Origin of the sequence: Kribbella caucasensis (assembly GCF_004361855.1) — a bacterium.
GTDB lineage: Bacteria > Actinomycetota > Actinomycetes > Propionibacteriales > Kribbellaceae > Kribbella > Kribbella caucasensis.
Genome location: NZ_SNWQ01000001.1, coordinates 360,819 through 385,529 on the forward strand (window position 1 = coordinate 360,819; position 24,711 = coordinate 385,529).

Annotated in this window: 21 protein-coding genes and 1 pseudogene; 8 read left to right on the top strand and 14 right to left on the bottom strand. The window is 68.2% G+C overall.

The window, feature by feature from the left end:
• Positions 1-5: 5 nt before the first annotated feature.
• From kdpB to kdpF, 3 genes are read right to left on the bottom strand one after another with little or no spacing between them, the layout of a single operon-like run.
• Positions 6-2,084, bottom strand: a complete 2,079-nt coding sequence (gene kdpB / locus EV643_RS01685; protein ID WP_133798128.1) for a potassium-transporting ATPase subunit KdpB — start codon at positions 2,082-2,084, stop codon at positions 6-8.
• Positions 2,081-3,742: a potassium-transporting ATPase subunit KdpA gene (gene kdpA / locus EV643_RS01690; protein ID WP_133798129.1), complete on the bottom strand. Its 1,662-nt coding sequence runs from the start codon at positions 3,740-3,742 to the stop codon at positions 2,081-2,083. The genes kdpB and kdpA overlap by 4 nt, the downstream gene beginning before the upstream one ends.
• The gene (gene kdpF, locus EV643_RS01695; protein ID WP_133798130.1) at positions 3,742-3,831 is read right to left on the bottom strand and encodes a K(+)-transporting ATPase subunit F; all 90 of its coding nucleotides are present in this window, start codon (positions 3,829-3,831) and stop codon (positions 3,742-3,744) included. The genes kdpA and kdpF overlap by 1 nt, the downstream gene beginning before the upstream one ends.
• Positions 3,832-4,157: 326 nt before the next feature.
• Between kdpF and EV643_RS01700 the strand changes: the two genes are divergently transcribed.
• Complete coding sequence (locus EV643_RS01700; protein ID WP_133798131.1) at positions 4,158-4,784, top strand: hypothetical protein; 627 nt, start codon at positions 4,158-4,160, stop codon at positions 4,782-4,784.
• On the opposite strand, the gene EV643_RS01705 is transcribed toward EV643_RS01700, so the two are convergent.
• The 7 genes from EV643_RS01705 to EV643_RS01735 all read right to left on the bottom strand — a co-directional run bounded on the left by EV643_RS01705 (position 4,781) and on the right by EV643_RS01735 (position 10,489).
• Positions 4,781-5,590, bottom strand: coding sequence for a PhzF family phenazine biosynthesis protein (locus tag EV643_RS01705; RefSeq protein ID WP_133798132.1), 810 nt, complete (start codon positions 5,588-5,590; stop codon positions 4,781-4,783). The genes EV643_RS01700 and EV643_RS01705 overlap by 4 nt on opposite strands.
• 91 nt (positions 5,591-5,681) lie before the next feature.
• On the bottom strand, positions 5,682-6,077 hold the full coding sequence (locus EV643_RS01710) for a RidA family protein (RefSeq protein WP_133798133.1): 396 nt from the start codon (positions 6,075-6,077) through the stop codon (positions 5,682-5,684).
• A gap of 138 nt (positions 6,078-6,215) precedes the next feature.
• Positions 6,216-7,094 (bottom strand): bifunctional helix-turn-helix transcriptional regulator/GNAT family N-acetyltransferase, encoded by an 879-nt coding sequence (locus EV643_RS01715; RefSeq protein ID WP_133798134.1) that lies wholly within the window; start codon positions 7,092-7,094, stop codon positions 6,216-6,218.
• Positions 7,095-7,365: 271 nt separating this feature from the next.
• Positions 7,366-7,923: a bifunctional DNA primase/polymerase gene (locus EV643_RS01720; protein WP_238165283.1), complete on the bottom strand. Its 558-nt coding sequence runs from the start codon at positions 7,921-7,923 to the stop codon at positions 7,366-7,368.
• Positions 7,916-8,815 (bottom strand): class I SAM-dependent methyltransferase, encoded by a 900-nt coding sequence (locus EV643_RS01725; RefSeq protein WP_133798135.1) that lies wholly within the window; start codon positions 8,813-8,815, stop codon positions 7,916-7,918. The genes EV643_RS01720 and EV643_RS01725 overlap by 8 nt, the downstream gene beginning before the upstream one ends.
• 135 nt (positions 8,816-8,950) lie before the next feature.
• Positions 8,951-9,514 (bottom strand): cysteine dioxygenase, encoded by a 564-nt coding sequence (locus EV643_RS01730; protein ID WP_133798136.1) that lies wholly within the window; start codon positions 9,512-9,514, stop codon positions 8,951-8,953.
• Between the two features lie 84 nt (positions 9,515-9,598).
• Positions 9,599-10,489 (bottom strand): amidohydrolase family protein, encoded by an 891-nt coding sequence (locus EV643_RS01735; RefSeq protein WP_133798137.1) that lies wholly within the window; start codon positions 10,487-10,489, stop codon positions 9,599-9,601.
• 137 nt (positions 10,490-10,626) lie between these two features.
• Here EV643_RS01735 and EV643_RS01740 point away from each other — a divergent pair, with 137 nt between their 5' ends.
• The gene (locus tag EV643_RS01740) at positions 10,627-11,637 is read left to right on the top strand and encodes a LacI family DNA-binding transcriptional regulator (RefSeq protein WP_133798138.1); all 1,011 of its coding nucleotides are present in this window, start codon (positions 10,627-10,629) and stop codon (positions 11,635-11,637) included.
• Between the two features lie 99 nt (positions 11,638-11,736).
• Here EV643_RS01740 and EV643_RS45330 read toward each other — a convergent pair whose 3' ends face one another.
• Both EV643_RS45330 and EV643_RS45335 read right to left on the bottom strand, forming a co-directional pair.
• The gene (locus EV643_RS45330) at positions 11,737-12,561 is read right to left on the bottom strand and encodes an SDR family NAD(P)-dependent oxidoreductase (protein WP_133798139.1); all 825 of its coding nucleotides are present in this window, start codon (positions 12,559-12,561) and stop codon (positions 11,737-11,739) included.
• A 266-nt stretch (positions 12,562-12,827) separates the two neighbouring features.
• Positions 12,828-13,412, bottom strand: a pseudogene (locus EV643_RS45335) (SDR family NAD(P)-dependent oxidoreductase); the annotation flags it as partial.
• Between the two features lie 134 nt (positions 13,413-13,546).
• Here EV643_RS45335 and EV643_RS01755 point away from each other — a divergent pair.
• The gene (locus EV643_RS01755; protein ID WP_133798140.1) at positions 13,547-14,140 is read left to right on the top strand and encodes a PadR family transcriptional regulator; all 594 of its coding nucleotides are present in this window, start codon (positions 13,547-13,549) and stop codon (positions 14,138-14,140) included.
• Here EV643_RS01755 and EV643_RS01760 read toward each other — a convergent pair.
• A complete protein-coding gene (locus EV643_RS01760; RefSeq protein WP_133798141.1) occupies positions 14,130-15,575 on the bottom strand; it encodes a helix-turn-helix domain-containing protein in 1,446 nt (481 codons plus the stop codon). The genes EV643_RS01755 and EV643_RS01760 overlap by 11 nt on opposite strands.
• Positions 15,576-15,689: 114 nt before the next feature.
• On the opposite strand from EV643_RS01760, the gene adh reads away from it, so the two are divergent.
• Positions 15,690-17,213, top strand: coding sequence for an aldehyde dehydrogenase (adh, locus tag EV643_RS01765; RefSeq protein ID WP_133798142.1), 1,524 nt, complete (start codon positions 15,690-15,692; stop codon positions 17,211-17,213).
• Positions 17,214-17,218: 5 nt separating this feature from the next.
• Complete coding sequence (locus tag EV643_RS01770; protein ID WP_133798143.1) at positions 17,219-17,599, top strand: DUF779 domain-containing protein; 381 nt, start codon at positions 17,219-17,221, stop codon at positions 17,597-17,599.
• Between the two features lie 194 nt (positions 17,600-17,793).
• Here EV643_RS01770 and EV643_RS01775 read toward each other — a convergent pair whose 3' ends face one another.
• The gene (locus tag EV643_RS01775; RefSeq protein ID WP_133798144.1) at positions 17,794-18,207 is read right to left on the bottom strand and encodes an RbsD/FucU family protein; all 414 of its coding nucleotides are present in this window, start codon (positions 18,205-18,207) and stop codon (positions 17,794-17,796) included.
• 314 nt (positions 18,208-18,521) lie between these two features.
• Between EV643_RS01775 and EV643_RS01780 the strand changes: the two genes are divergently transcribed.
• The 3 genes from EV643_RS01780 (at position 18,522) to EV643_RS01790 (ending at position 24,661) form a co-directional block, all read left to right on the top strand.
• Positions 18,522-19,352, top strand: a complete 831-nt coding sequence (locus EV643_RS01780; protein WP_238165284.1) for a hypothetical protein — start codon at positions 18,522-18,524, stop codon at positions 19,350-19,352.
• Between the two features lie 138 nt (positions 19,353-19,490).
• The gene (locus tag EV643_RS01785; protein WP_238165285.1) at positions 19,491-22,361 is read left to right on the top strand and encodes a M36 family metallopeptidase; all 2,871 of its coding nucleotides are present in this window, start codon (positions 19,491-19,493) and stop codon (positions 22,359-22,361) included.
• Positions 22,362-22,501: 140 nt separating this feature from the next.
• Positions 22,502-24,661, top strand: coding sequence for a (Fe-S)-binding protein (locus tag EV643_RS01790; protein WP_133798147.1), 2,160 nt, complete (start codon positions 22,502-22,504; stop codon positions 24,659-24,661).
• Positions 24,662-24,711: the final 50 nt, after the last annotated feature.

The following is a 24,711-nucleotide window of genomic DNA, read 5'->3' on the forward strand; positions in this document are numbered from 1 at the left end:
TTCTTCTAGCCGATGCCCGGGATGACCGAGATCAGCAGATCGATGAGTTTGATGCCGATGAACGGGCTGACCAGACCGCCGACGCCGTAGATCAGCAGGTTCCGCCGCAGCATCGCCGACGCGGACGACGGCTTGTACCGGACACCCCGCAGGGCCAGCGGGACCAGGGCGACGATCACCAGCGCGTTGAAGATGACCGCCGACAGGATCGCCGACTCGGCCGACTCCAACCGCATGATGTTCAGCTTGTCCAGACCCGGGTACGTCGCGGCGAACAGGGCCGGCAGGATCGCGAAGTACTTGGCCACGTCGTTCGCGATCGAAAACGTGGTGAGCGATCCGCGGGTGATCAGCAACTGCTTGCCGATCTCGACGATCTCGATCAGCTTGGTCGGGTTGGAGTCCAGGTCGACCATGTTGCCGGCCTCCTTGGCGGCCGACGTACCGGAGTTCATCGCGACACCGACGTCGGCCTGCGCGAGCGCGGGCGCGTCGTTGGTGCCGTCACCGGTCATGGCGACCAGCCGGCCGCCCTCCTGCTCCTTCTTGATCAGCGCCATCTTGTCTTCCGGCGTCGCCTCGGCCAGGAAGTCGTCGACCCCGGCCTCCTCGGCGATCGCCTGGGCGGTCAGCGGGTTGTCGCCGGTGATCATCACGGTCCGGATGCCCATCGCGCGCATCTGGTCGAACCGCTCCCGCATGCCCTCCTTGACGACGTCCTTGAGGTGGATCACGCCGAGCGCCCGGACAGCGCCATCCTTGCTGGAGGCAACCACCAGCGGGGTGCCGCCGGAGGCCGAGATGCCGTCCACGACGTTGCCCAGGTCGGCCTCGACGGTGCCGCCGTGGCTCTGGATCCAGGCGCTGACGGCACCGGCCGCACCCTTGCGGATCTGCAGGCCGTCGACATCGACGCCGCTCATCCGGGTCTGCGCGGTGAACTCGACGAACGTTGCATGCGGCAACTCACCGGTGTGCCGCTCACGCAGCCCGTACTGCGTCTTCGCCAGCACCACGATCGACCGGCCCTCCGGCGTCTCGTCCGCGAGGCTGGACAGCTGAGCCGCGTCGGCCAGCTCGGTCTCACTGACATCGCCGAGCGGGATGAACTCCGAGGCCTGCCGGTTGCCCAGCGTGATCGTTCCGGTCTTGTCGAGCAGCAGCGTGTTCACGTCGCCTGCGGCCTCGACCGCACGGCCCGACATGGCCAGTACGTTGCGCTGAACCAGCCGGTCCATCCCGGCGATACCGATGGCCGACAACAGCGCGCCGATCGTGGTCGGGATCAGGCAGACCAGCAGGGCGACCAGGATGACGGTGCTGATCTCGCTGCCCGCATAGTTCGCGAACGGCGGCAGCGTCACGGTCGCCAGCAGGAACACGATGGTCAGGCTGGCCAGCAGGATGTTCAGCGCGATCTCGTTCGGCGTCTTCTGCCGGGAGGCACCTTCCACCAGGGCGATCATCCGGTCGATGAAGCTCTCGCCCGGCTTGGTGGTGATCTGGACGACGATCCGGTCGGACAGCACCTTCGTACCGCCGGTGACAGCACTGCGGTCACCGCCGGACTCGCGGATCACCGGCGCGGACTCGCCGGTGATGGCCGACTCGTCCACGGAGGCGACACCCTCGACGACGTCACCGTCGCCGGGGATGATCTGCCCGGCCTCGACCACTACCCGGTCGCCGAGCTGCAGCGCGGTGGCCGCGACCTCCTCCTCGATGCCGTCGGCCTTGAGCCGGCGGGCCGTGGTCTCGGTCTTGGCCCGCCGCAGCGTGTCGGCCTGCGCCTTACCGCGACCTTCGGCGACCGCCTCGGCCAGGTTGGCGAAGATCGTCGTCAGCCACAGCCAGATGACGATCAGCCAGACGAAGACGCTGGAGTCCGTGAAGGCGAGCACCGTGGACACGACCGCGCCCACCTCGACCACGAACATCACCGGGTTCTTCATCATCACCCGCGGGTCGAGCTTCTTCAGCGCGTCTGGCAATGAGGTGAGCAGCATCTTGGGGTCGAAGAGCCCACTCGGGGCCTTCTTGGCAGGAGCCGCCTTGGACGCGGGCGGCTTCGTCAGCGTGGTCACAGTCCCTCCGCGAGGGGTCCGAGAGTGATTGCGGGGAAGTACGTCAGGCCGGTGACGATCAGCACGACACCGACGAGCATCGTGACGAACAAGGCCTTGTGGGTGGGCAGCGTGCCCTGGGTCACCGGTACCGGCTGCTGCTTGGCGAAAGAGCCGGCCAGCGCCAGTACGAGCATCATCGGGACGAACCGGCCGAGCAGCATCGCCAGCCCGAGCGCGGTGTTGTAGAACAGCGTGTTCGCGCTGATACCGGCGAACGCGCTGCCGTTGTTGTTCCCCGCCGAGGTGAACGCGTAGAGCACCTCGGAGAACCCGTGCGGGCCGCCGGTGTTGAGGATCGACGCGCGAGCGGTTTCCAGTCCCATCGCGATCGCAGTACCGATCAGCACGATCGCCGGCGTGGTCAGGATGTACAGCGAGACCAGCTTCATCTCGCGCGCGGTGATCTTCTTGCGCAGGTACTCCGGCGTCCGCCCGACCATCAGGCCGGCGACGAAGACCGCCAGTACGGCGAGCACGAGCATGCCGTACAGACCGGAGCCCGTACCGCCTGGCGTCACCTCACCCAGCATCATGTGGAACAGCGCCGTACCTCCGCCGAGTGCGGTGTACGAGTCGTGCATGGAGTTGACGGCGCCGGTGGAAGTACCCGTGGTCGAGGTGGCGAACAGCGCGGACGCCCACTCACCGAACCGGGTTTCCTTGCCCTCCATCGCAGCGCCTGCCGCCCGGGCCGCCGTACCGGCACCCTGGTTCTCGAAGAACGTGGCCGAGAAGGTGAACAGGGCCCAGATCGTGCCCATCGCGCCGAGGATCGCGTAGCCCTGCTTCTTGTCCTTGACCATCACGCCGAAGGTGCGGGTCAGGCAGACCGGGATCACCAGCAGCAGGAAGATCTCGAAGATGTCGGACAGCGGGTTCGGGTTCTCGAACGGGTGCGCGGAGTTGGCGTTGTAGAAGCCACCACCGTTGGTGCCCAGTTCCTTGATGATCTCCTGGCTGGCCACCGGGCCACCCGGGATGTTCTGGGTCTGGCCGGCGACCGTGGTCACCTCGTGCATACCGGAGAAGTTCTGCACGACACCCATCGCGACCAACACCAGGGTGCCCACGACAGCGATCGGCAGCAGGACCCGCAGTACGGTCCGGATCAGGTCGACCCAGAAGTTGCCGAGGCGGTCCGTCTTCGACCGGCTGAAGCCGCGGATGAGCGCGATGGCCACGACGATGCCGACGGCGGCCGAGACGAAGTTCTGGACGGCGAGGCCGGCGAACTGGACCAGGTGGCCCATCGTCACCTCGGGCACGTAGCCCTGCCAGTTCGTGTTCGACACGAACGAGGCGGCCGTGTTGAAGGCCGAGCCCTGCTCGACGTTCGGCAGCCCGAGCGACAGCGGCAGCTGCGCCTGGAATCGCTGCAGCAGGTAGAGCAGGATGACGCCGACCGCGGAGAACGCCAGCACCGACCGGGCGTAGACCGCCCAGGTCTGGTCGGCCTTGGAGTCGACGCCGAGGAGCTTGTAGGTGACCTTCTCGACCCGGTTGTCCTTCTCGGAGCTGTAGACCCGGGCCATGTACCCCCCGAACGGCCGGTACGCGGCCGCCAGGAGCAGCACTAAGAGGCCGACCTGGAGTAGGCCGGCTGCGGTGTCCGACATCAGAACCTCTCGGGGAAGATCAGGGCGGCGACGAGGTAGACGACCAGCGCTGCGGCGATCACCAGACCGGCCACGTTTTCGGCGCTCACAGCTTCTCCACTCCCCGCAGGGCGAACCAGATGGTCGCGAAGACGGCTACGGTGACGGCGAGGTAGATCAGGTCCTTCACGGCAGGACCCACCCCTCAGAGAAAGTGCTCATGAGTTCACTGCACACCGCTGGCTGCCCCGTCAGTAGTTCTCTCGCAGGGCTCTCACACCCGCTGACGGAGCTCTCACGGGCCTCTCACATGCCCTCTTTCCGGACAGGACTTCGGTCTGCGGCGCTCAGACCACATACTTACGCCTGGCAACCAGCAGCCCACGCGCCGTCCGGACGATCCGGCGCGGGGCACGACAGTTAGGGACAAGCAGCAGTGACTGAAGTAGACGACCAGCAGCTCAACTCCCAGGGCTTCACCGAAGAGACCCGGAAGGCTCTGGCCGAGGCGAGCCGGCTGCTGGCCGAACGTCTGCAGGCCCACACCGAGGCCCTGCTGGCGATGACCGGCGCCGAGGAGCAGACCGTCCTGTACGAGCAGAACGCCGCCCTCGAGGAACTCGTCGAGGACTGGAACGACGCCGTCTTCGAGCACACCGGCACCGCTCCGTTGCTGCTGGAGGACGATGTCGAGGAAGTTGACGAGGAAGCCGAGGAAGATCAGGAGCAGCTGATCAGCGTGGTCTCCCGGTTCGACCTGCGGGTGGTCGATCTGGACGCGCTGCTCGACGCCGGCCGGTCCGCCCAGCAGCGGCACCCGGTCGAGGCGGAGGAGTCAGGCGACGCCGAACCGGTGGACACCGCCGAGCAGGCGATCTACGAGATCACCCGGGAGACCGGCGAGGCGTGGTTCGAGCTGCCCGGGGTCGACCTGGTCGCCGGCGCCCGCGCGTACGTCGTACCGGAGCACCCGTTCGAGCCGCTGGAGGCGGACGCGGACGACGTGATCACCGAGATCAGCGCCCCCAACGGCACCGTCACCCATGCGGAGACCTGGGCTTAAGCCGATAGTTCTCCGTCCAGCACGGTGACCGCGCGGCCGATCAGGTGGACGCGGTCACCGGCCAGGGCGACCCGTACGACGCCGCCCCGGGCGGACGCCTGGTACCCGGTCAGGTGATCCCGCCCGAGGCGCCCGGCCCAGAAGGTCGCGAGCTCCGTGTGCGCGCTGCCGGTCACCGGGTCTTCCGGGATCCCGTGGTCCGGCGCGAAGAACCGCGAGACGAAGTCGTACTCATCGGCGCCCGCGGCAGTGACGAGAACGCCGCGGTAGTCCTGGCTTCGGGTGAGCTGCGCCACCGCACCGAGATCCGGGGTGAGTGACCTCAGCTGCTTCTCATCGGCCAGTTCGACCAGCAGATCTCCGAGCGGGCTGGTCAGGTAGACGCCGACCGCTTCGCAGCCCAGGATCTTGGTGAGTCCTTCCGGCGGGTCGATCGGCGCGATGGACGAGGCGGGGAAGTCCAGCTTGATCTCGCCGTCGGACGTGGCCGAGGCGACCAGGATCCCGCTGAGCGTGCTGAACCGCACCTGCCCTTTGAGCAAGCCGTCGGTGAGCAGGGCGTGCGTGGTTGCCAGCGTCGCGTGGCCACACATCCGGGATTCGACCGCCGGGGTGAACCAGCGCAGATCCCAGTCGGCGTCGGCCTCGGACGGCCGGGCGAAGGCTGTCTCGGAGAGGTGCAACTCCGCGGCGACCTGCCGCATCCACTTCTCGTCCGGCCACGGTCCGTGCGGCAGCAGGCAGACCCCCGCCGGGTTACCCGCGAACGGCTGGTCGGTGAACGCGTCGATGATCCTGATCCGCATGCGCCTGACGCTAGGTGGTCCGGCAACCCCGGATCCAGATCCACTTGCCGGCGACTGGCCTGCTCGAGGACTGGCCTGCTCGTGGTTCGGATCAGCCGACCGCGACCGCCTCGATCTCGAGCAGCCACTCCTCGGCGTAGATGTCGCAGATGATGATCGTCAGCGCCGACGCGTGGTCGCCCAGCACCTCCTCGCGGATCTTCGAGTTCGCCGCCCGGTACTCCCGGTCGGACAGATAGGTCGTCACCTTGACCAGGTTCCGCACACCCAGATCGGCCTCGGCCAGCACCGCGAGCACGTTGCGCCAGACCAGCCGGCACTGTTCCTCGAAGTCGTCCGGGATCGAGCCGTGCTCGTCCGCCCACGGCACCTGACCGCTGACGAACACCATCCGGCTGCCACCGTCCACCTGGACGCCGTGCGTGTAGTTACCCGTCGCGGCCGGCAGGATCGCCGGGTTCAACGGGCTGATCGCGAGCTCTGACATTCGATCCCCCACCCTTGAGTTCGGTCTCCGGCATGTCTACCCCGAGATCGGTTGAACCGGCCACCCGGTTCTTCCGTGTTAGTTGACATGCGGGTGTGGTTCGAGGAGTCCAGGGAGGGAGCCCCTCGAACCACACCGTCAACCACCGAGCGGCTTCTCGAACCAGTGGTGGGCGTACGGCTCGTCGTTGAAGGCGGGGACCTCGGTATAGCCGGCTGACCGATAGAGCGCGATCGCCTCGGTGAGATTGCGATTGGTCTCCAGCCGCACTACGGACGCGCCGTACGCCGCCGCCTGGTGTTCGAGCTCGGTGAGCAGCCGTCGGCCGAGACCCAGCCCACGAACGTCGGCCGAGACCCACATCCGCTTGAGCTCGGCCGGCTCGTCGCCATGGAACTTGAGCGCACCGCACCCGACCGGCTGGGAGTGCAGGGTCGCGACCAGCAACAGCCCGGCCGGCAAGGTGAGCTCATCGCTCGTCGCGGACAGACTCCGGGCATGCTCGAACCCGTCGTCGAAGCGCGCACCCAACTCGTCGAAGTACGACCGCAGACAGTACTGCGCATCCGCGTGCCGCGGATCGGTGACGGCAACCTCGACCATCGAGGCCACCAACAGCCGCTCGACCTCGCCCATCGCGGTGATCAACCGGGTCCGCTGGGATTCGCTGAGTGGTTCCAGCATGGACGCGGCCAGCTCATCGGAACGCCGGTCGAGCACGCCTCGCTCGGCCAGGCCCTGCCGGGTGAGCCGGGCGGTGCGGACCCGACCGTCCGCGCCGTTCTGCTCGACCACGACCAGTCCGTCGCTCTCCAGCGATCGGAGCAACCGGCTGAGGTACCCGGAATCCAGGTCCAGCCGCGATCGCAGTACTCGCACATCGCAGCCGTCCGCCCCGATCTCCCAGAGCACCCGGGCCTGACCGAGCGGCCGGTCCCGCGCCATATAGGCGTCGTTCAGCGCCCCGATCCGCTGACTGACGGTCCGGTTGAACCTCCTGACCTCATCAATCCCCATTCTCTGACTATAGTCAGAGAAACCCACACACCACAGCCCCGCCCCCGAACCACCAACGCCGCACACCCCAGCCGCCCCGCACCCGACCGCCCCCACCCCCAGGCACCCGGCCGCCCCGCAACTCGGCCGCGCCGCACCCCACCCCCCGGCACCCAGCCGCCCCGCACCCCAGCCGCCCCGCAACCCGGCCGCCACCCAATTTCAGGGGTTGACCACCGGGATCTGGGGTTGCCCCTCCAGATTTCGATGGGGCAACCCCAGATCCCGGTGGTCAACCCCTGAAATTGGGCGCTCCGAGGACCAGGTCGATGGGGTCGCGGCGTTCGTAGGGCTGCCAGGCGGTTAGGTGTGGGTGGACGAGCCAGCGAATCCGACCGCTTCCGTCCAGTACCGTGCCCGGGGCGGGGACCCAGCCGTCGGCGCCCGAGTGGAGTACGCCGCCCGCCTGGCTGACCTGGTCGGGCGAGATCGAGCCCGGCGCCAGGAAGAACCACCAGCGACGCCGGGCCGGTGCCATCGCTGTCGGACACGTTGCCTTGAGCAACTGGTTCAGCAGGGCGCCGTACTCGGGTGGCAGGTCCACCACGTCGAAGTCGGCGGTGACGAGCGCGATGTCCCATGGGCAGGCCCGCCAGGCTCCGGCGGCGAGGAACCCGTTCCGGATCGGTTCGCCGACCAGGTGCGGATCCACGCAGTCGCCCAGGTCGCACGGGCACACCCCGTGCCGCGGGACCGCCAGGGGAGCCACCGGCCACCCGTTGGCGGCGTACCGGGTGGCTCGCTCGAACACGCGCTGGGCGTGCCGGCGATGGGTCAACCGGTCAAACACGCTGGCCGACCGCGAACAGCAGCGAACTGGACGGCACCAGTTCGGGAAAGCGGTCGGCGAGGCGCGAGCACTCCAGCGCGGTCTGCAGCGGATCCGGCTCACACAAGCTCGCCGGCAACACGGCGTCCAATTCCTCTGCCACCCCACCGCCCCGGTCGCTTGAATCCTCCGCCACCCCACCGCACCGGTCGTCTGGTTCCTTCCCCAGCCCACCGCCGTAGTGCGCGTCGATGGTGACCGTCAGCCAGCCGCCCGGACCGGTCAGCCCGTGGACCGTCACGGACCGCAGCCCGGCGCTGACCAGCTCAGTCCGCAGTTGCGTGACCGTGTGGTACGTCGTCTGCGCCATCCGCTCGTTGTCCGGGCTGAACCCGGTCTCCAGGATGTCGGTGACGATCCCCTGTCGCTGCAGCAACTTGTTCGCCAGCGTGGACCCGATCAGGTTGGCTGCCCGGTTGATCGCGATCACCGCGATGAACCCGCCGGGCCGGAGTACCCGGATCGCCTCCCGCAGCGCCAGCCGACGGTCGGCCGCCTCGGGCAGGTGGTACATCGGCCCGGCCAGCAGTACGGCGTCGAAGTACTCGTTCTCCCACGGCAACCGTCGCGCGTCTCCTTGTACTGCGGTGATGCCCGCGGCCGTGGCCTGTTCGATGTGCCGTTCAACCGGGTCGAGGAGCTCGACCGAGTACCCCTGCTCGGCCAGCCAGCTCGCGTGGATCCCCGGCCCGCCACCGATGTCGGCAACCGTCGCCGGCGGCTCGGGCAGATACCGCCCGAGCAGGTCCCGTACCCGGATCGCCTCCAGCCGCCCCTTCAACGTGGAGCTCAGCCGGGCCGCCTCGTCATGCCTGGTGGTGTAGTGCGTCTCGATATCCAGATCAACCGTCATGCCGATCGAGTCTGTGCACCCGAGCCCGCCCCGAGGAGGGCAGATCACGGGCAACCTGGGGCAGATCCCAATCTGCCCCACTCATAGCAAAGCGCCGGACTCCCTTTACTTGTAAGGAATCCGGCGCTTTGATCGTCAGTCGAGGGGGCGCAGTTCGTCGGCGTAGGAGACGGAGACGCGGCGGAGGACGCCGTCCTTGACGGAGTACTGGCCCATCCGCCACAAGGGTGGGCTGTACGCGTGGACGGTGACGGAACCCTTGTCCAGGCCGGTCAGCCGGTGGATGTGATCCGGGCCGAAGCCGTACACGTCGCCGGCGTTGACCTCGGTCTCGACCGACTCGGTGCCGATCGCCAGGTTGTGCTCGACCAGCTTGCCGCGGGCAACGGCCACCGCACCGGACGAGATGTCGTGATCGTGCCAGCCGGTGTCGTTGACCGGGGTCCAGCAGATCAGCCAGACGTCCACGTTGGCGTCCCGGTGCAGCGAGGCGAAGACACGCTCCTCGTCGCTGTAGGCGACCTTGTCCTCCCACAGATGCGGCTGCGCGGCGATGGACGCGGCCAGCTCGGTCAGCTCCGCGGGGTCGAGGTCGCGGCCCGGAAGGTTGTCCAGCGACAAACAGTTGTTGAGCTCCACGAGCCGGCTGGCCTGGCGCGCGGGAACGACGGGTGCGTCTTGAACGGGCTGAGCAGTCACTGCACTCCCCTCTCGGAGAAGGCCGGCCACGGCCGGCGCTTGGTTGGTCACCCGCCGCCGGTTTGGGGCGGGGTCAGGTGGTCATCAGCGGTTCGGCGTGGGGGTGCCGAACAGGAGGCGGTGGGGGTTGTCGTGGCGGATCACCGCGGTGGCGGCTGCGCCCTGACGGAGCTCGGTGATTCCGGCGTACGGGCGGTCGGTGCCGTGTACGACCTGGTCGATGCCGAGGATCCGGGCGACCGCGTCGATCCCCTGCGGGCCGTAGCTCGAGGTGTCGACGTACAGGTTGGGGTCGATGGTGCCGAGCCGGCCGCCGCGGGCAGCGAGGCGTTCATGGTGCACCGGCGCGAGTCCGGCCGCGGCGACGAAGCACAGCCGCAACCGCGGGAACTCCCGACGACCGCCGTACGCATGCCACGCCCACCAGGCCGCCTGCAACTGCAGCGTGTAGTCCACCACCGGTGCCCACCAACCCGGCACCTCAACAGCCGGTACTGCGGGACCGGGGTGCACCAGGATCGGCTTGCCGGCCCCCTCGGCGACGGCTAGCAACGAGCCGACCTCAGCCCAAGCCTCCGGCGTACCGAGAACGTTCGCAGGCAGCTGAAGACCCAGAAAACCCTCGGAAAACAAGGCTTCCAGACCTTCGACATCCGGGGAGAGCAAGTTGACCGAGGCCCAGGCGTGGAACGGTTCGGGCAGGGCGGCGGCGCCCGTGTGCCAGGCATCGAGCAAAGCGGTGTCGCCGAGCTGCTCGATTCCCAGCGGACTGGACAGCGAGACGGCGGCCAGGGTGGTGCCCGCGTCCTGCTCCAACGCGACCCGCTTGTCCACCTCATGGGCGGCGGGGTCGATCTCGTACGGCGCTTCGCCGGCGGTGTGGAGCATCCAGCCGGTCAGGTACGGCGGCTCGGTGCGGGCGCGCAGAGAGTCGATGAACTCGGCCGGCCACAGATGCTGGTGGACGTCGATCACGCGCTCATCTCCTTCCGCCGGCGCTGAATTTGAAGCGCTTCACGCACACCTGAGTGAAGCGCTTCAAAGGAGCCGTTGTCAAGCGGTATCTCACGGCGGACGGAAATGTGTCCATGGTCATGGTTAGGCTCAGCCGCATGTCCGGTACTGGCCGCAGGCCGACCCTCAAGGACATCGCCGCAGACACGGGCCTCTCGATGGCGGCGGTCTCCTACGCGCTGCGCGGTCTGCAGGGCACTCCCGAGACGCGGCAGCGCGTGCGGGAGGCCGCCGAGCGGCTCGGCTACCAGGCCGACCCCGTCGCGCGGGCGCTCGCGTCCGGCCGGAGCGGGTCGGTCGGCGTGCTCTGCGCGTCGCTGGAGGATCTCTGGCAGCAGCGACTCGCCGCCGCACTCGGGCGCGAGCTGCTCAGCCCGGAGCGGAACGCCTGGATCATCGACTCCGCCGGTGACGCCGACCGGCAGCTCGAGCTCGCCCAGCACCTGGTGGACCACCGCGCCGACGCGATCGTGGTGATCCCGATCGACCCGGCCGCCAAGGGCTGGGCCGAGATCGCCCGGCAGGCCCCGGTGATCGCGGTCGGCGACGCGCTGCCCGCGGCCAAGGCGAAGTCCGAGGTGCTGTTCGACAACGAGACAGGCATCAGTACTGCGCTCCGCCGGCTGGCCGAGGCGGGTCACCAGACCGTCGCCGTACTGAGCCCGTCGCGCCGATCCGTGGAGCGACCGGCCGAAGAGATCGCGCAGCGGGTCGCGGTCAGCCTCGGACTGAACGTCAACCTCGTCCCATGCCCGCACGATCTCGCCGGCGCGACCGAGGTCGCCCGCGCGGTGTTGACCGGTACGCCGCGGCCGACCGGGATCCTCGCGTTGGCCGATTCGATGGCGTTCGGGGTCTACGCCGCCTGCTCCGAGCTCGGCATCCGCGTGCCCGACGAGCTGTCCCTTCTCGGGTATGACGACCAGCCGATGTCCCAGCTGCTCACGCCGCCGCTGTCCACCTTCCACTGGCCACTCGACGAACTGGTCACCGACGTCGTCGCCCGCGTCACCTCGGCGATCGACACGAACCGCCGGGTCCGCCGGACCACCGTCGTCCCCGAGCTGATCGAACGCGGCTCGGTCGCCGCCCCGCCCGCGAAGGCCTGACGGCGACCTCCAGTCACCCAGTACAACCACACCCGCGAAACTAGACCAATCTGGTCGACTTAAATCCCACCGTCCACCATGTGAACAACCTGCCCAACTTCAGGGAGATGGGCTGCGGAGTTTCTCTGTGGTCACCCACAAGCGCCTGGCGAGCGACTCGTCGTACGAGGCCGGCGAGGACCGGACGGGGGTGAAGCGTTCGTAGTACCCGCTCGGGACTTCTGGGCCAACGGCCAGGCGGACGACCGGTTCGGCGCCGCGGCGGGCCGACAGGGCGAAGGCGTGGATGGCGGCGACCTGCAACTTCGGGAACTGCCGGCCAAGGTCGGTGCGAACCACACCGGGATGCAGTGCGGTCACCGCCAACTCGGGGCGGCGGCGCTGGAGTTCGTAGCTGAACAGGAGGTTGGCGAGCTTCGTCCGGCTGTAAGTCAGGAACGGGTCGAAGTCGTGCTCACTGTTGAGACTTGCGAAATCGTCGGGGTCGATCCGGACGGGACCGCCACGCATGGGCGACCGGTGGCCCTCGGAGTTCACGTTGACGACACGGCTGCCGGGGCGCATGAGCGGCAACAGGTTTGCGGTCATCGACCAGGGGGCGAGGTGATGGACGGCGAGGTTCAACTCGATCCCCTCTGCCGTCTCCTGCCGGGTGCGCGTCATCACCCCTGCGTTGTTGATCAGTACGTCGACTCGGTCGGTGGCCGCCGCGATCGCGGTGGCCACTCGCTCGACACCTTGTACTACAGAGGCGTCCGCGGCGATGACGGTCGCGGCGGGGAGTTCGCGAGCCAGGTCGGCGGCGCGGTCGGGATCACGGCCGACCAGGAACAGCCGATGACCTTCGCCAGCGAGTTGACGGGCCGCGTGCCTGCCAAGGCCGGAGGTGGCGCCGACGAGTACCACGGTCTTCGGGCCGGCCATCGCGCCTCCGGGGTGATGCGGTTGAGGCCGAGGGCTTGGGCAACCACGCGATCGCGGAGTCCGGCCGGGAGCTTCGTCAGGATGCTCAGACTGCGAGCGTCGCCGACGAGATAGCGGCGCTTCGGACGACGGGCTTCGACGGCGCGCGCGATGGTCTCCGCCACCTTCTCGACCGGACCGGGCTTAAACCGGGCGTTGGCCTTCTCGTAGGCTTCGAGATGTGCTCGGTAGAGCCGCACCCGATCCTGCTCGGCCTGGCTCTGCGCCTCTTTCGCTGCCGCACCCGCCTTGTCGAAGATCGCGGTCGCCGTCGAACCCGGCACCACCACCGACACCGGGATCTTCCAGGCGGCGAGTTCCAGCCGGAGCGCGTCGGACAGGGAATCCAGGCCTGCCTTGCTGGCGGACAGCGCCGACAGCAACGGCATCGCGACCTGACCGGTCGGGGCGCTGACGTTGACGATCCGCCCGGCCCCGCTCCGGATCAGCGGCAGGAACTCACGGATCACGGTCGCCGGGCCCAAGGTGTTGACCTCGAACTGACGACGCCACTCCTCTGCCGGGACCAGTTCCAATGGACCCTGCACGATCACGCCGGCGTTGTTCACCACCGCGTGCAGGCCCTTCACCTCGCCAGCGATCTGCTTTGCCGCCGCCGCGATGCTGGCCGAATCACTCAGCTCGAGCGTCACCACGCGGACCCCCGTGACTCCCTTGAAGAGACTCGTCGCACTCCGAGCCCCGGCGTACACGGTGAAGCCTCGGGTGGCGAGAGCGCGGACGGTGGCGGCGCCGATTCCGCCGGTGGCGCCGGTGACCAGCACCGCGCCTCGCTGTTGCTGCTCAGCCATGCTCACTCCTCATATGGTCTGATGGACATGTCCTAAGGGACATATGATCGAGGATGAACGTGTCCCCAGGGACATGTCAAGATGGCAGCCAGGAAACCCTCGGCCGACGGAGCCGCGGGCGGACAGGAGGCGGTATGTCGTTGCGTCACGGGCTGCTCGGGCTGCTCGCCGAGGGACCGGCCAGCGGGTACGACCTGGCCCGCCGGTTCAGCGAGACGCTCGGCACGATCTGGCCCGCCCAGCACCCGAAGATCTACGCCGAGCTCGGCAGGCTCGCGGCCGACGGCCTGGTCGAGGTGGAGAGCGAGGGCCCTAGACGGCGGAAGGCCTACCGGATCACGGACGCCGGTCTCGCCGAGGTGAAGCACTGGTTGTCCGAGGTCGACGTCGATCACACGATGCGGCTGCAGCCGTTGCTCAGGTCACTGTTCTTCTGGCTGATGGACGCCGACGACCTGCAGCGGCACCTGGCCGCGGAGGCCCGGTTCTACACCGAGATCGCCGAGCAGTACCGGCAGTACGCCGAGCGCAAGGATCGCGGCGAGTTCGGCAACAGTCCCCAGACGCAGTCGATGCGAGTCGCGATCGAGGCCGGCGTCCGGCTGTACTCCGCGCTGGCCGACTGGGCCGAATGGGCGCAAACCGTGCCACCCGCAAAGCCCGCGAAGTCCACGAAGCCTGCAAAGTCCACGAAGCCTGCGAGAGCGGCGAAACCCACTACTCGTTGAGGCGGTTCAGGCGGGCCGAGACGGCGGGGCGGCGACGGTCGACCAGGGGTAGCTCGACGTCGAGGGTCTCGAAGATCTCCAGGTCCTCGGCCCCGATCGACGTCTGCCCGTAGCGCCACAACAGGTCGGCGTCACCGGAGTCCAGTACTGCGCCGCGCAACGTCGCCTCCAGCTCGTCCCGTTCCGCGCGCAACGCCGGCGCGTCCGATCGCTCCAGCAGCGGACCGGCGTACAGGTCGAGCGCCGCTGCCAGGTCGCCGCGCTGGATGGCGGCCTGGACGTCGGTGATGTCGCCGGTGACGTCGGCGACGATCCGGTACGGCTTGGTGTCGAGAACGCCTTCACCGAGGAGGTTCCGCAGTCGGTGCATCTCGGCGCGGACCGTCGTCGGGTTGCCCTCGTCGCCGTACAACTGGAGCATCAACTGCTCGGCGGTCAGCCCGGACGGATGCAGCAACAGCAACGCGAGCACCTCGGCCCGGCGCAACGTCAGGGTGATCTCACGGCCACCGACCACGGCCATCGGCTGACGCGAACCGAGCAGCTTCAACCGCAACGACGCGCGACGGCGTACGGACCCTGGGATGCGCAGCAGGAAGCCCTCGTCGAGTTGCTCGATCACGCCCTCGCGGCCGTCGCCGAGGTCGACCCGGTCGGCGCCGTCCGGCACCACAAGCCGATCCGGCAACCACGCCAGCGGCTGGACCGCGAGGACCCGTCCGGTCGGGGTGAGCAGTGCACCCGCCGAGTCGCCAAGGGCCGCGAGGTGACGCATGTTCCGGGCCCGGAGCAGTTCGTCGGCCGCGGCCATCCGGACCCGCAACTGTCCCTCGGCGAGCTGGGCCGCGGCAGTCACCAACGCCACCATCGCGGGATGGACGGTTCGCAGCGGACCGGAGACGTCGACGGCGCCGATCACCTTGCCGGTGTCGGGATCGTGGACCGGCGCGGCAGCACAGGTCCACGCGTGGATCCGGCGTACCAGGTGTTCGGCAGAGTGGATCTGCACCGGCTGATCGGCGGCGAGCGCGGTCCCCATCCCGTTGGTGCCGATCTTGTCCTCGGACCAGATCGCCCCTTCGGACAAGGCGATCCGGTCCGCCTGCCGCTGGACGTCGGCGGCCCCTTCGCGCCAGAGCACCAGCCCCTGCGCGTCGGTGATGAGCATGATGTGGGACGCGTCGTCCGCGATCGAGGTCAGCGTCTGCCGCAGGATCGGCAGCACCGCGCGCAGCGGGTGGTTCGCTCGCAAGGATTCCAGCTCGTCGCCGGAGACCACCACCGGCGGGGCATCGAGCTCGGGGTCGACCGATGCGGCCAATGACCGCTGCCAGGATTCGGCGACCACTGGACGCGGTACGCCGGGCACCCGGCCACCACCGAGCACCTCGTCGTACAGCTCACTCAGCCGGCGCGCCTGCTCAGGTGCGTCCACGCCTCAGCCTCACCCGGAATCCATACCTGTTCAAGACCGCGGACCAATGCAACGTCGATGCAACGTCGGCCCTTCTACGTTGCAGTCCAACCGGCATCGTAGCCAGGAGGTCCTATGACTATCTACGCATCGCCCGGGCAGGACGGCAGCCCGGTCTCGTACAAGCCCCGGTACGACCACTTCATCGGCGGCGAATGGGTGCCACCGGTCAAGGGTGGTTACTTCGAGAACCCGACGCCGGTCACCGGCGAGAACTTCACCGAGATCGCCCGCGGCACGTCCGAGGACGTCGAGCGCGCCCTGGACGCCGCCCATGGCGTGGCACCCTCGTGGGGCCGGACGTCGCCGGCCGAGCGGGCGAACATCCTGAACAGGATCGCCGACCGGATCGAGCAGAACCTCGAACTGCTCGCCGTCGCCGAGACCTGGGACAACGGCAAGGCGGTCCGGGAGACCCTGGCCGCCGACATCCCGCTCGCGGTCGACCACTTCCGGTACTTCGCCGGCGCGCTGCGCGCGCAGGAGGGGTCGATCTCGACCGTCGACGACGACACCATCGCGTACCACTTCCACGAGCCGCTCGGTGTGGTCGCCCAGATCATCCCGTGGAACTTCCCGATCCTGATGGCGGTCTGGAAGCTGGCTCCCGCACTCGCGGCCGGGAACGCCGTCGTCCTGAAGCCGGCCGAGCAGACGCCCGCCTCGATCCACGTCCTGCTCGAACTGATCCACGACCTGCTGCCGCCCGGTGTGCTCAACGTGGTCAACGGGTTCGGCGTCGAGGCCGGCAAACCGCTTGCCTCCAGCAACAGAGTCGCCAAGGTCGCGTTCACTGGTGAGACCACGACCGGCCGGCTGATCATGCAGTACGCGTCGGAGAACATCATCCCGGTCACCCTCGAACTCGGCGGCAAGAGCCCGAACATCTTCTTCGCCGACGTCGCCTCGGCCCGGGACGACTTCTACGACAAGGCGCTCGAGGGCTTCACGCTGTTCGCGCTGAACCAGGGCGAGGTCTGCACCTGCCCCTCCCGCGCGTTGATCCAGTCCTCGATCTACGACGGCTTCCTGGCCGACGGGATCGCCCGGACGCAGGCGATCAAGATGGGCGACCCACTCGACACCGAGACGATGATGGGCGCGCAGGCGAGCAATGACCAGTTCGAGAAGATCCTGTCCTACATCGACATCGGCCTGGCCGAGGGTGCGCGCGTGCTCACGGGGGGAGCCCGCGCGGAGCTCGACGGGAACCTGGCCGGCGGGTACTACATCCAGCCGACCGTGTTCGAGGGCGACAACAAGATGCGGATCTTCCAGGAGGAGATCTTCGGCCCGGTCGTGTCGGTGACCAGGTTCGACGACTACGCCGACGCGCTGAAGATCGCCAACGACACCCTGTACGGGCTCGGTGCCGGAGTCTGGTCGCGCGACGTCAACACCGCTTACCGGGCCGGCCGGGAGATCCAGGCCGGCCGGGTCTGGACGAACTGCTACCACGCGTACCCCGCGCACGCGGCGTTCGGCGGGTACAAGAACTCCGGGATCGGCCGGGAGAACCACAAGATGATGCTCGAGCACTACCAGCAGACCAAGAACCTGCTGGTCAGCTACTCGCCCACCAAACTCGGGTTCTTCTGATCCTGATGGTTGTCGAGAAGGTGTCCCTGACGGTCGAGGCGGCGGATCTGCTCCGCCGTCTCACCGCCGTGCACGGTCCGCTGATGTTCCACCAGTCGGGTGGGTGCTGCGACGGCAGTTCGCCCATGTGCTACCCGGACGGCGAGTTCCGGACGGGGCCGGCGGACGTGTATCTGGGTGACCTGACCGTCGAGGGTGTGCCGGCGCCGATCGGATTCTGGATGGCCGCGAACCAGTACGAGTACTGGAAGCACACCCAGCTCACCGTGGACGTCGTCAAGGGCCGCGGCAGCGGCTTCTCGGTGGAGGCGCCCGAGGGCGTCCGCTTCCTGATCCGTTCGAGGTTGTTCAGCGGCGAGGAGTCGAGCGAACTTGGTCTGATCTAACTGTGCCTGATCTGTGAACGGGCTCCCGGGCGGCGCTGTCGCGCGCCACACGGCACCGCCGCCCGGGTCAACGGCTCACGCAGACGATGTCGTCGGCCCTCCCCCCGAAGGCGACGTCTGCGTGACCAGCGAGTGCCGGCCGTCCGGTGGCGTTGCCGGACGACCGGCACTCTTCTTTGTCCGCCCGTTCTCGGTCAGACGACCACGCCGAGGGTTAGCAGGATGTTGGCGTACAGGCGTTGTTCTCCGGTCGCGACGGCGACGGCCAGCTCGGGGCCGCGGGCGGTGGCGTAGAAGTCCTCGCGAGCGAGTGGCTGCAGCTCGACTGCCGGAAGGAGTTCTCGGAAACGCGCGTAGATGTCCGGTTCCTCGCCGGTCTCGGTCGCCATCACCCGGGCGGCCTCGACCGGGACGACCCCGAGCAAGGTCTCCAGTACGTCGTCGACCGGGATCTGCCCCGGCCGCAGGTTCAGCCAGATCGTCTCGGCCTGCGGCCCGACCGCGGTGGCGTACGGATAGTTGCCGTCGGCCAGCAGGACGACGGAGCCATGTCCGGCCCGGGCCAGCGCCCCCAGCAACGGCGGATGGATCAGCGGGTAGCGCAGCACCGGGACCTCCAGGAGAAGGGTGGGAAATCGAAATCAGGGTCCCCTCAGGGTAGGTCCAACTCCACCCTCCGGCGGGGTGACAACGCTCCTGTGGACAGCCGTCCTTCGCCCGACGATCGAGGCATGACCACGACCGCCGGACCTGGCACCCCGCCTGCCCGCCCGCTCAGCCTGCCCCGCCCGCACTCCCCATCCCGACCAGACGACTGCATCGGCCGCTGGTCGCCGTCGCGATCGCCCTGGCCGCGTTCACACTCGTCGCCATCGGCGGCGCACTGTTCGACGACCGCGACCTGCTCGGCCACCCGATCTGGATGAAGCCGCTGAAGTTCACCATCAGCTTCAGCCTGTACTGCGTGACGCTGGCCTGGATGTTGTCCCTGCAGACGAAGCGCCGCCGGCCCGGCTGGTGGCTCGGCACGGTGGTCGCCACCGGGATCGCGGTCGAGATGATCCTGATCGTCGGCCAGGTCGCGGTCCGCGGCCGGCAACTGCACTTCAACATGTCCACGCCGGCAGACAAGCTGATCCACTACATCATGGCCGGAACGGTCTACGTGATCTGGGCCGCCGTACTGGTGGTCGCGATCCAGCTGCTGTTCGACAAGCCCGGCGACCGGGCGCTGCGCTGGAGCATCCGGCTCGCGCTCGGCACCACTCTCGGCGGCATGCTGCTGGGCAACCTGATGTTCCACGCGAGTCCGGCCCAGCAGCGGGCGATGGACGCGACCGGCGACGAGAAGTTCTTCGGCACGCACTCGGTCGGTGTCGAGGACGGCGGCCCAGGGATGCCGATCACCGGTTGGAGCACCGAGGGCGGCGACCTGCGAATCGGCCACTTCCTCGGCGTCCACGCGCTGCAGGCGATCCCGTTGCTTGCCCTCGGCCTCGTTCTGCTGGCCCGCCGGTACCGGTCCCTTCGTCCCGAGGGTCCACGAACCGCTCTGGTGCTGATCGGCACCGCGGCGTACGCGGGACTGATCTGGCTTGTCACCTGGCAGGCGCAGCGTGGCGAATCCATCGCGCACCCGAGCGCACCGACACTCTTCGCCTTCGCCGGATTGCTCTGCGCGACCGCTACGCTGTCGCTCGCTGTGCTGGCTCGTGCGCGAAGGAGAACCCTCGTCCCGCCCTCAATCCGGTGAATTTTCCTTCGCCGGGACACCTTCCGCCCTTAGGGTCGGGCCCGGACGGGTCGTGGAGGGCGATCCGCGCACACAACTCCATGGAGCGTTGCTGTGAAAGTTTCAGGCAAAGGACGGGGGCTGCTGGCAGTCTCTGCCGTGTCTGCCACCGCCATGCTGGCCGTCGCGGCCGGAGGAGGCGCGTCGGCATCCACCAGTGCCGACCCCGCCCCGACGGCCGCCGGCGAGGCCGGTGGATCGTCGATCGCCGCGAAGGAGCGCAAGGGCAACTACGACGCCCGTACGCCGAGCGCCCGCGCGACCTACGCCCGGGCCGCGAAGGTGGTCGCCAAGTCGGCCGGCGCGGAGAAGTTCCGCGACTCGCTGGGCAGCCAGGGTGTCGTCGACCTCGACGCGAACACCGGTACGCCGGCCCAGGTGACCAAGCTCAACGGCTTCCTCACCGGCCCCAGCGCCAAGAAGGCGACCCAGATCGCGCTCGGCTACGTCAAGGCGAACCCGGACGTATTCAAGCTGTCGGAGTCCGACCTCGGCACCCTGAAACTGCGCAAGGACTACGTCGACGAACTCGGCACCCATCACATCTCCTGGGTTCAGGTGGTGGACGGGATCGAGGTCTTCGGCAACGGCCTGAAGGCCAACGTGACCAAGAAGGGCCAGCTGATCTCGCTGCAGGGCGCCCCGGTCGCCGGCCTGGTCTCGCAGGCGAAGGCGCGGTCCGCGAAGGCGGCGCTGAGCGCGGCCGGCGCCCGCTCGGCCGCCGCCGAGGACATCGGCGGCAAGGCGAGGACCGCGACCGCGAAGACGTCCGGCATGACCACCAAGTGGGCCAACGGCGACAGCGCCAAGCAGGTCTGGTTCCACACCGCGAGCGGGCTGCGCAAGGCCTGGATGACGTACACCAACGCGGGCGGCTCGCTGATCTACAGCCACGTCATCGACGCCCAGACCGGCGGCCTGCTGTACCGCCGCGACCTGGTCAGCGAGGGCAACGGCGACGCACTGGTCCAGGACAACTACCCGGGCGCGGCCAAGGGCGGCACCCAGCGGACCGAGAACCTGATCTACAACAAGTGGCTGCCGAAGAAGGCCAAGACGCTGCTCGAGGGCACCTCGGTCGCGGCCTGGGCGGACGTCAACGACGACAACCAGCCGAACGGCAACGAGACCGTCAAGGTCCCGGGCACCGCCACCGGTTCGGAGTACAAGCTGACGTCGTTCCAGAGTTCGTCGTTCTGCTCGGCCGCGTTCGTCTGCAGCTGGGACCCGGCCAAGCCGGACTCCTGGAAGACGAACATGAACCAGGACGTGACCAACGGGTTCTACCTGGCCAGCAACTTCCACGACTGGCTGGCCAAGCCGCCGATCAGCTTCACCTCCGAGGCCGGCAACTTCGAGACCGCCGGCGGCGACCCGGTGCTGCTGAACGCGCTGGACGGCGCGGCCACCGGCGAGAACGGCGGGCCGGACGCCAACCATGTCAACAACGCGAACATGTCCACTCCGCCGGACGGCACCTCGCCGACCATGCAGATGTACCTGTTCCACGCGCCGGGCGCCTCCGACGAACAGGACCCGTTCGTACCGAGCAGCTCGTCGAACGACGCGAGCATCCTGTACCACGAGTACACCCACGGCCTGTCGAACCGGCTGGTCGTCGACGCGACCGGCAACTCGACGCTGAACAGCATCCAGGCCGGCTCGATGGGCGAGGCGTGGAGCGACTTCTACGCGATGGACTACCTGGTCGCGCACGGCCTGGAGAAGGACACCACCGCGCCGGGCGAGGTCCTCGAGGGCAAGTACGTCAGCCACGGTCAGCTGTTCCGCACCCAGGCGATGGACTGCCGGGTCAAGTCCAAGGCGGAGACCTGCGTCGGTCTCGACGGGACGCAGGGCGGCTACACCTACGGCGACTTCCCGACCATCGGCGGCGCGCCCGAGGTGCACTCGTCCGGTGAGGTCTGGGCGCAGGCCCTGTGGGACCTGCGGGAGCGGTTCGGCCGGTCGTACGCGCTGAGCCTGATCACCCGCGCGATGGAGCTGTCGACGGCCGACCCGACCATGCTCGACATGCGCAACGCGATCGTGCAGGCCGACCTGGTCGCCAGCGGCGGCAAGAACGCCGACATCATCTGGACCGTCTTCGCCAACCGTGGCATGGGCTGGTTCGCCGGTGTCCTGGACGGCGGCGACTCGCACCCGATCGAGGACTTCCACAAGCCCCCGACCGGTGCCACCACCAGCATCACCGGCACCGTCACCGACAAGGACTCCGGTACTCCGGTGGCCGGCGCGCTGGTCTTCGTCGGCGGTCACGCCTCCGGTTACGCGGGCGACTACTCCGCCGTGACCGGTGCCGACGGCAAGTACACGATCGACAACGTGCTGCCGGGCACCTACGGCAAGTTCGTCGTCTCCGGCCCCGGCTACGAACTGCTGGGCGCCCCGCTGCAGGTCAAGGCCGGCGGCACCACGGCGAACTTCGCGCCGCGGCGCAACTGGGCGGCGGCCTCCGGTGGCGGTACCGTCGCCGGCTTCAACGGCCCGGACTTCAGCCCGCAGTGCGGCCCGGACTACGCGATCGACCTGAGCCAGGGCACCGGCTGGGGCAGCACCACCGGTGACGACGCCGGTACGCCGACCAACGTGATGGTCCCGAAGCACATCGACATCAAGTTGCCCGAGGCGGTCAAGGTGACCAGCTTCTCGGTCGACCCGTCGAACACCTGCGGCGACCCGGGCTCGTCATCGACCGGTCAGTACCGGATCGAGACGTCGGCCGACGGCACCACCTGGGCCACCGCTCAGGAGGGCACCTTCACGGCGGCCAACCGGGGCAAGTACACCGAACTGGCCCCGAGCGGCAACGCGGCCGGAGTGCAGTACGTGCGGTTCTGGATGCTCAGCCCGCAGGTGCCGGACTTCGCCACCAACTGCCCGGCGGGCGCGTTCGGCGGCTGCACCTTCACCGACATGACGGAGATCCAGGTCTTCGGCACCAAGTAACACCCCCGCGTCAGGAGGGACCGGCCGACACCCGTCGGCCGGTCCTTTCGCAGTACGGGGTGGAGTGAGACAGAACACGCGGGCGTGATGAGGGCCTCAGCGACATGACTGCCGAGTAACCAACCAATAACATCGCTGGTATGCAGATCCTCGCCATCGTCGTCTCGCTCACGATCGCGGCCGTCGGCATCGCGCTGTTCGGCCGGACGATCGGGCACATGGTGTCCGTGGTCAAACTGGGGCAGCCGGTGAGCCGGACGGACAACCCGGGGCAGCGGACGGCCACGCTGGCCAAGGAGACGCTGCTGCACACCCGGATGCTGCAGTGGAGCCACATCGGCGTGGTGCACTGGTTCGTCGCGTTCGGGTTCATCGGGCTGTTCCTCAGCCTGGTGACCGCGTTCGGGCAGTTGTTCGACGCGCACTTCGCGTTGCCGCTGATCGGGCACTGGTTCGTGTTCGAGTGGGTGAGTGAGTTCCTCGCCTGGACCGGGCTGCTCGCGATCGCCGCGCTGATCGTGATCCGGCTGCGGCACCTGCCGAGCGGTTCCGAAGGACGGTACAGCCGGTTCTACGGATCGCGCGCCTGGCAGGCGTACTACGTCGAGTACACGATCCTCGGCGTACTGGCCTGCATCGTGTTGCTGCGCGGCCTGGAATACGTGCTCATCGACGGGTCGAAGTTCCACTTCCCGCTGACCTACTTCGTCGGCGAGGGGCTGTTCGGCGGACTGTCCGAGCACGCGCTGGAGAACACGATCTACCTGGTCGCGATGATCAAGATCCTGATCTCGTTCGCCTGGATGATCACCATCTCGCTGAACGCGACGATGGGTGTGGCCTGGCACCGGTTCACCGCCTGGCCGAACATCTGGTTCAAGCGCGAGGCCGACGGCGGTACGGCGCTCGGCGCGTTGCAGCCGATCATGGTCAAGGGCGAGCCGATCGACTTCGAGAACATCGAGGAGCTCGACGAGGACGCCGCGCTGGGAGTGGGCAAGCTCGAGGACTTCACCTGGAAGGGGCTGCTCGACTTCACCACGTGTACCGAGTGCGGCCGTTGCCAGTCGCAGTGCCCGGCGTGGAACACCGAGAAGCCGTTGTCGCCGAAGCTGGTGGTGATGAACCTGCGCGAGCACGCGTATGCCAAGGCGCCGTACCTGCTGGCCTCGTCGGACGACGATCGCAAGTCGCTGCCGGAGCTGGTGCTGGCCGAGCAGGACAAGCCGCTGGTCGGGCCGGCCGATGTCGCGGTGATCGACGAAGAGGCCTTGTGGGCTTGTACGTCGTGTGGCGCGTGCGTGCAGCAGTGCCCGGTCGACATCGAGCACGTGGACGCGATCATGGACATGCGCCGCTACCAGGTGCTGATCGAGTCGTCGTTCCCGTCCGAGCTCAACGGGTTGTTCAAGGGCCTGGAGAACAAGGGCAATCCGTGGAACATGAACCCGTCGGGGAGGATGGACTGGGCCAAGGATCTGCCGTTCGAGGTCAAGCAGGTCGGCACGGACGTGGAGACGCTGGCCGAGGTCGAGTACCTGTTCTGGGTCGGTTGCGCGGGTGCCTTCGAGGATCGCGCGAAGAAGACCACGCAGGCGGTGGCGGAGTTGCTGAACATCGCGGGTGTCTCGTTCGCGGTACTCGGTGACGGCGAGACCTGCACGGGCGATCCGGCGCGGCGGGCCGGCAACGAGTTCGTCTTCCAGCAGCTGGCGATGCAGAACGCCGAGGTGTTCAAGGAGACCGGCGCGAAGAAGGTCGTCTCCACCTGCGCGCACTGCTTCAACACGCTGAAGAACGAGTACTCCCAGCTCGGCGTCGAGCTCGACGTCATCCACCACACGCAGCTACTGAACCGGCTCGTCCGCGAGGGCAAACTGACCCCGGTCGCCCCCGCCGACAGCTCGCTCAACGGCCAGAAGATCACGTACCACGACCCGTGCTACCTGGGCCGGCACAACCAGGTGTACGACGCTCCGCGGGAGCTGCTCGACATCATCCCCGGCGCCGAGTTCGCCGAGATGCCGCGGAACCAGACCAAGTCGTTCTGCTGCGGCGCGGGCGGTGCGCGGATGTGGATGGAGGAGAAGGTCGGCAGCCGGATCAACCTCAACCGCACCACCGAGGCGGTCGAGACCGGTGCCGACAAGATCGCCACCGGCTGCCCGTTCTGCCGGGTGATGCTGTCGGACGGCCTGACCGCCAAGCAGGCGGACGGAACGGCGCGCGAATCCGTCGAGGTCGCCGACGTCGCCCAGCTCCTCCTCACCTCGGTCAAACGCGGCGAAGGTGGACGTTAAAGTTCTGCAGGTTGTGGCAACGACCCTTCCCGGTGACCTGAGCTGAGCCG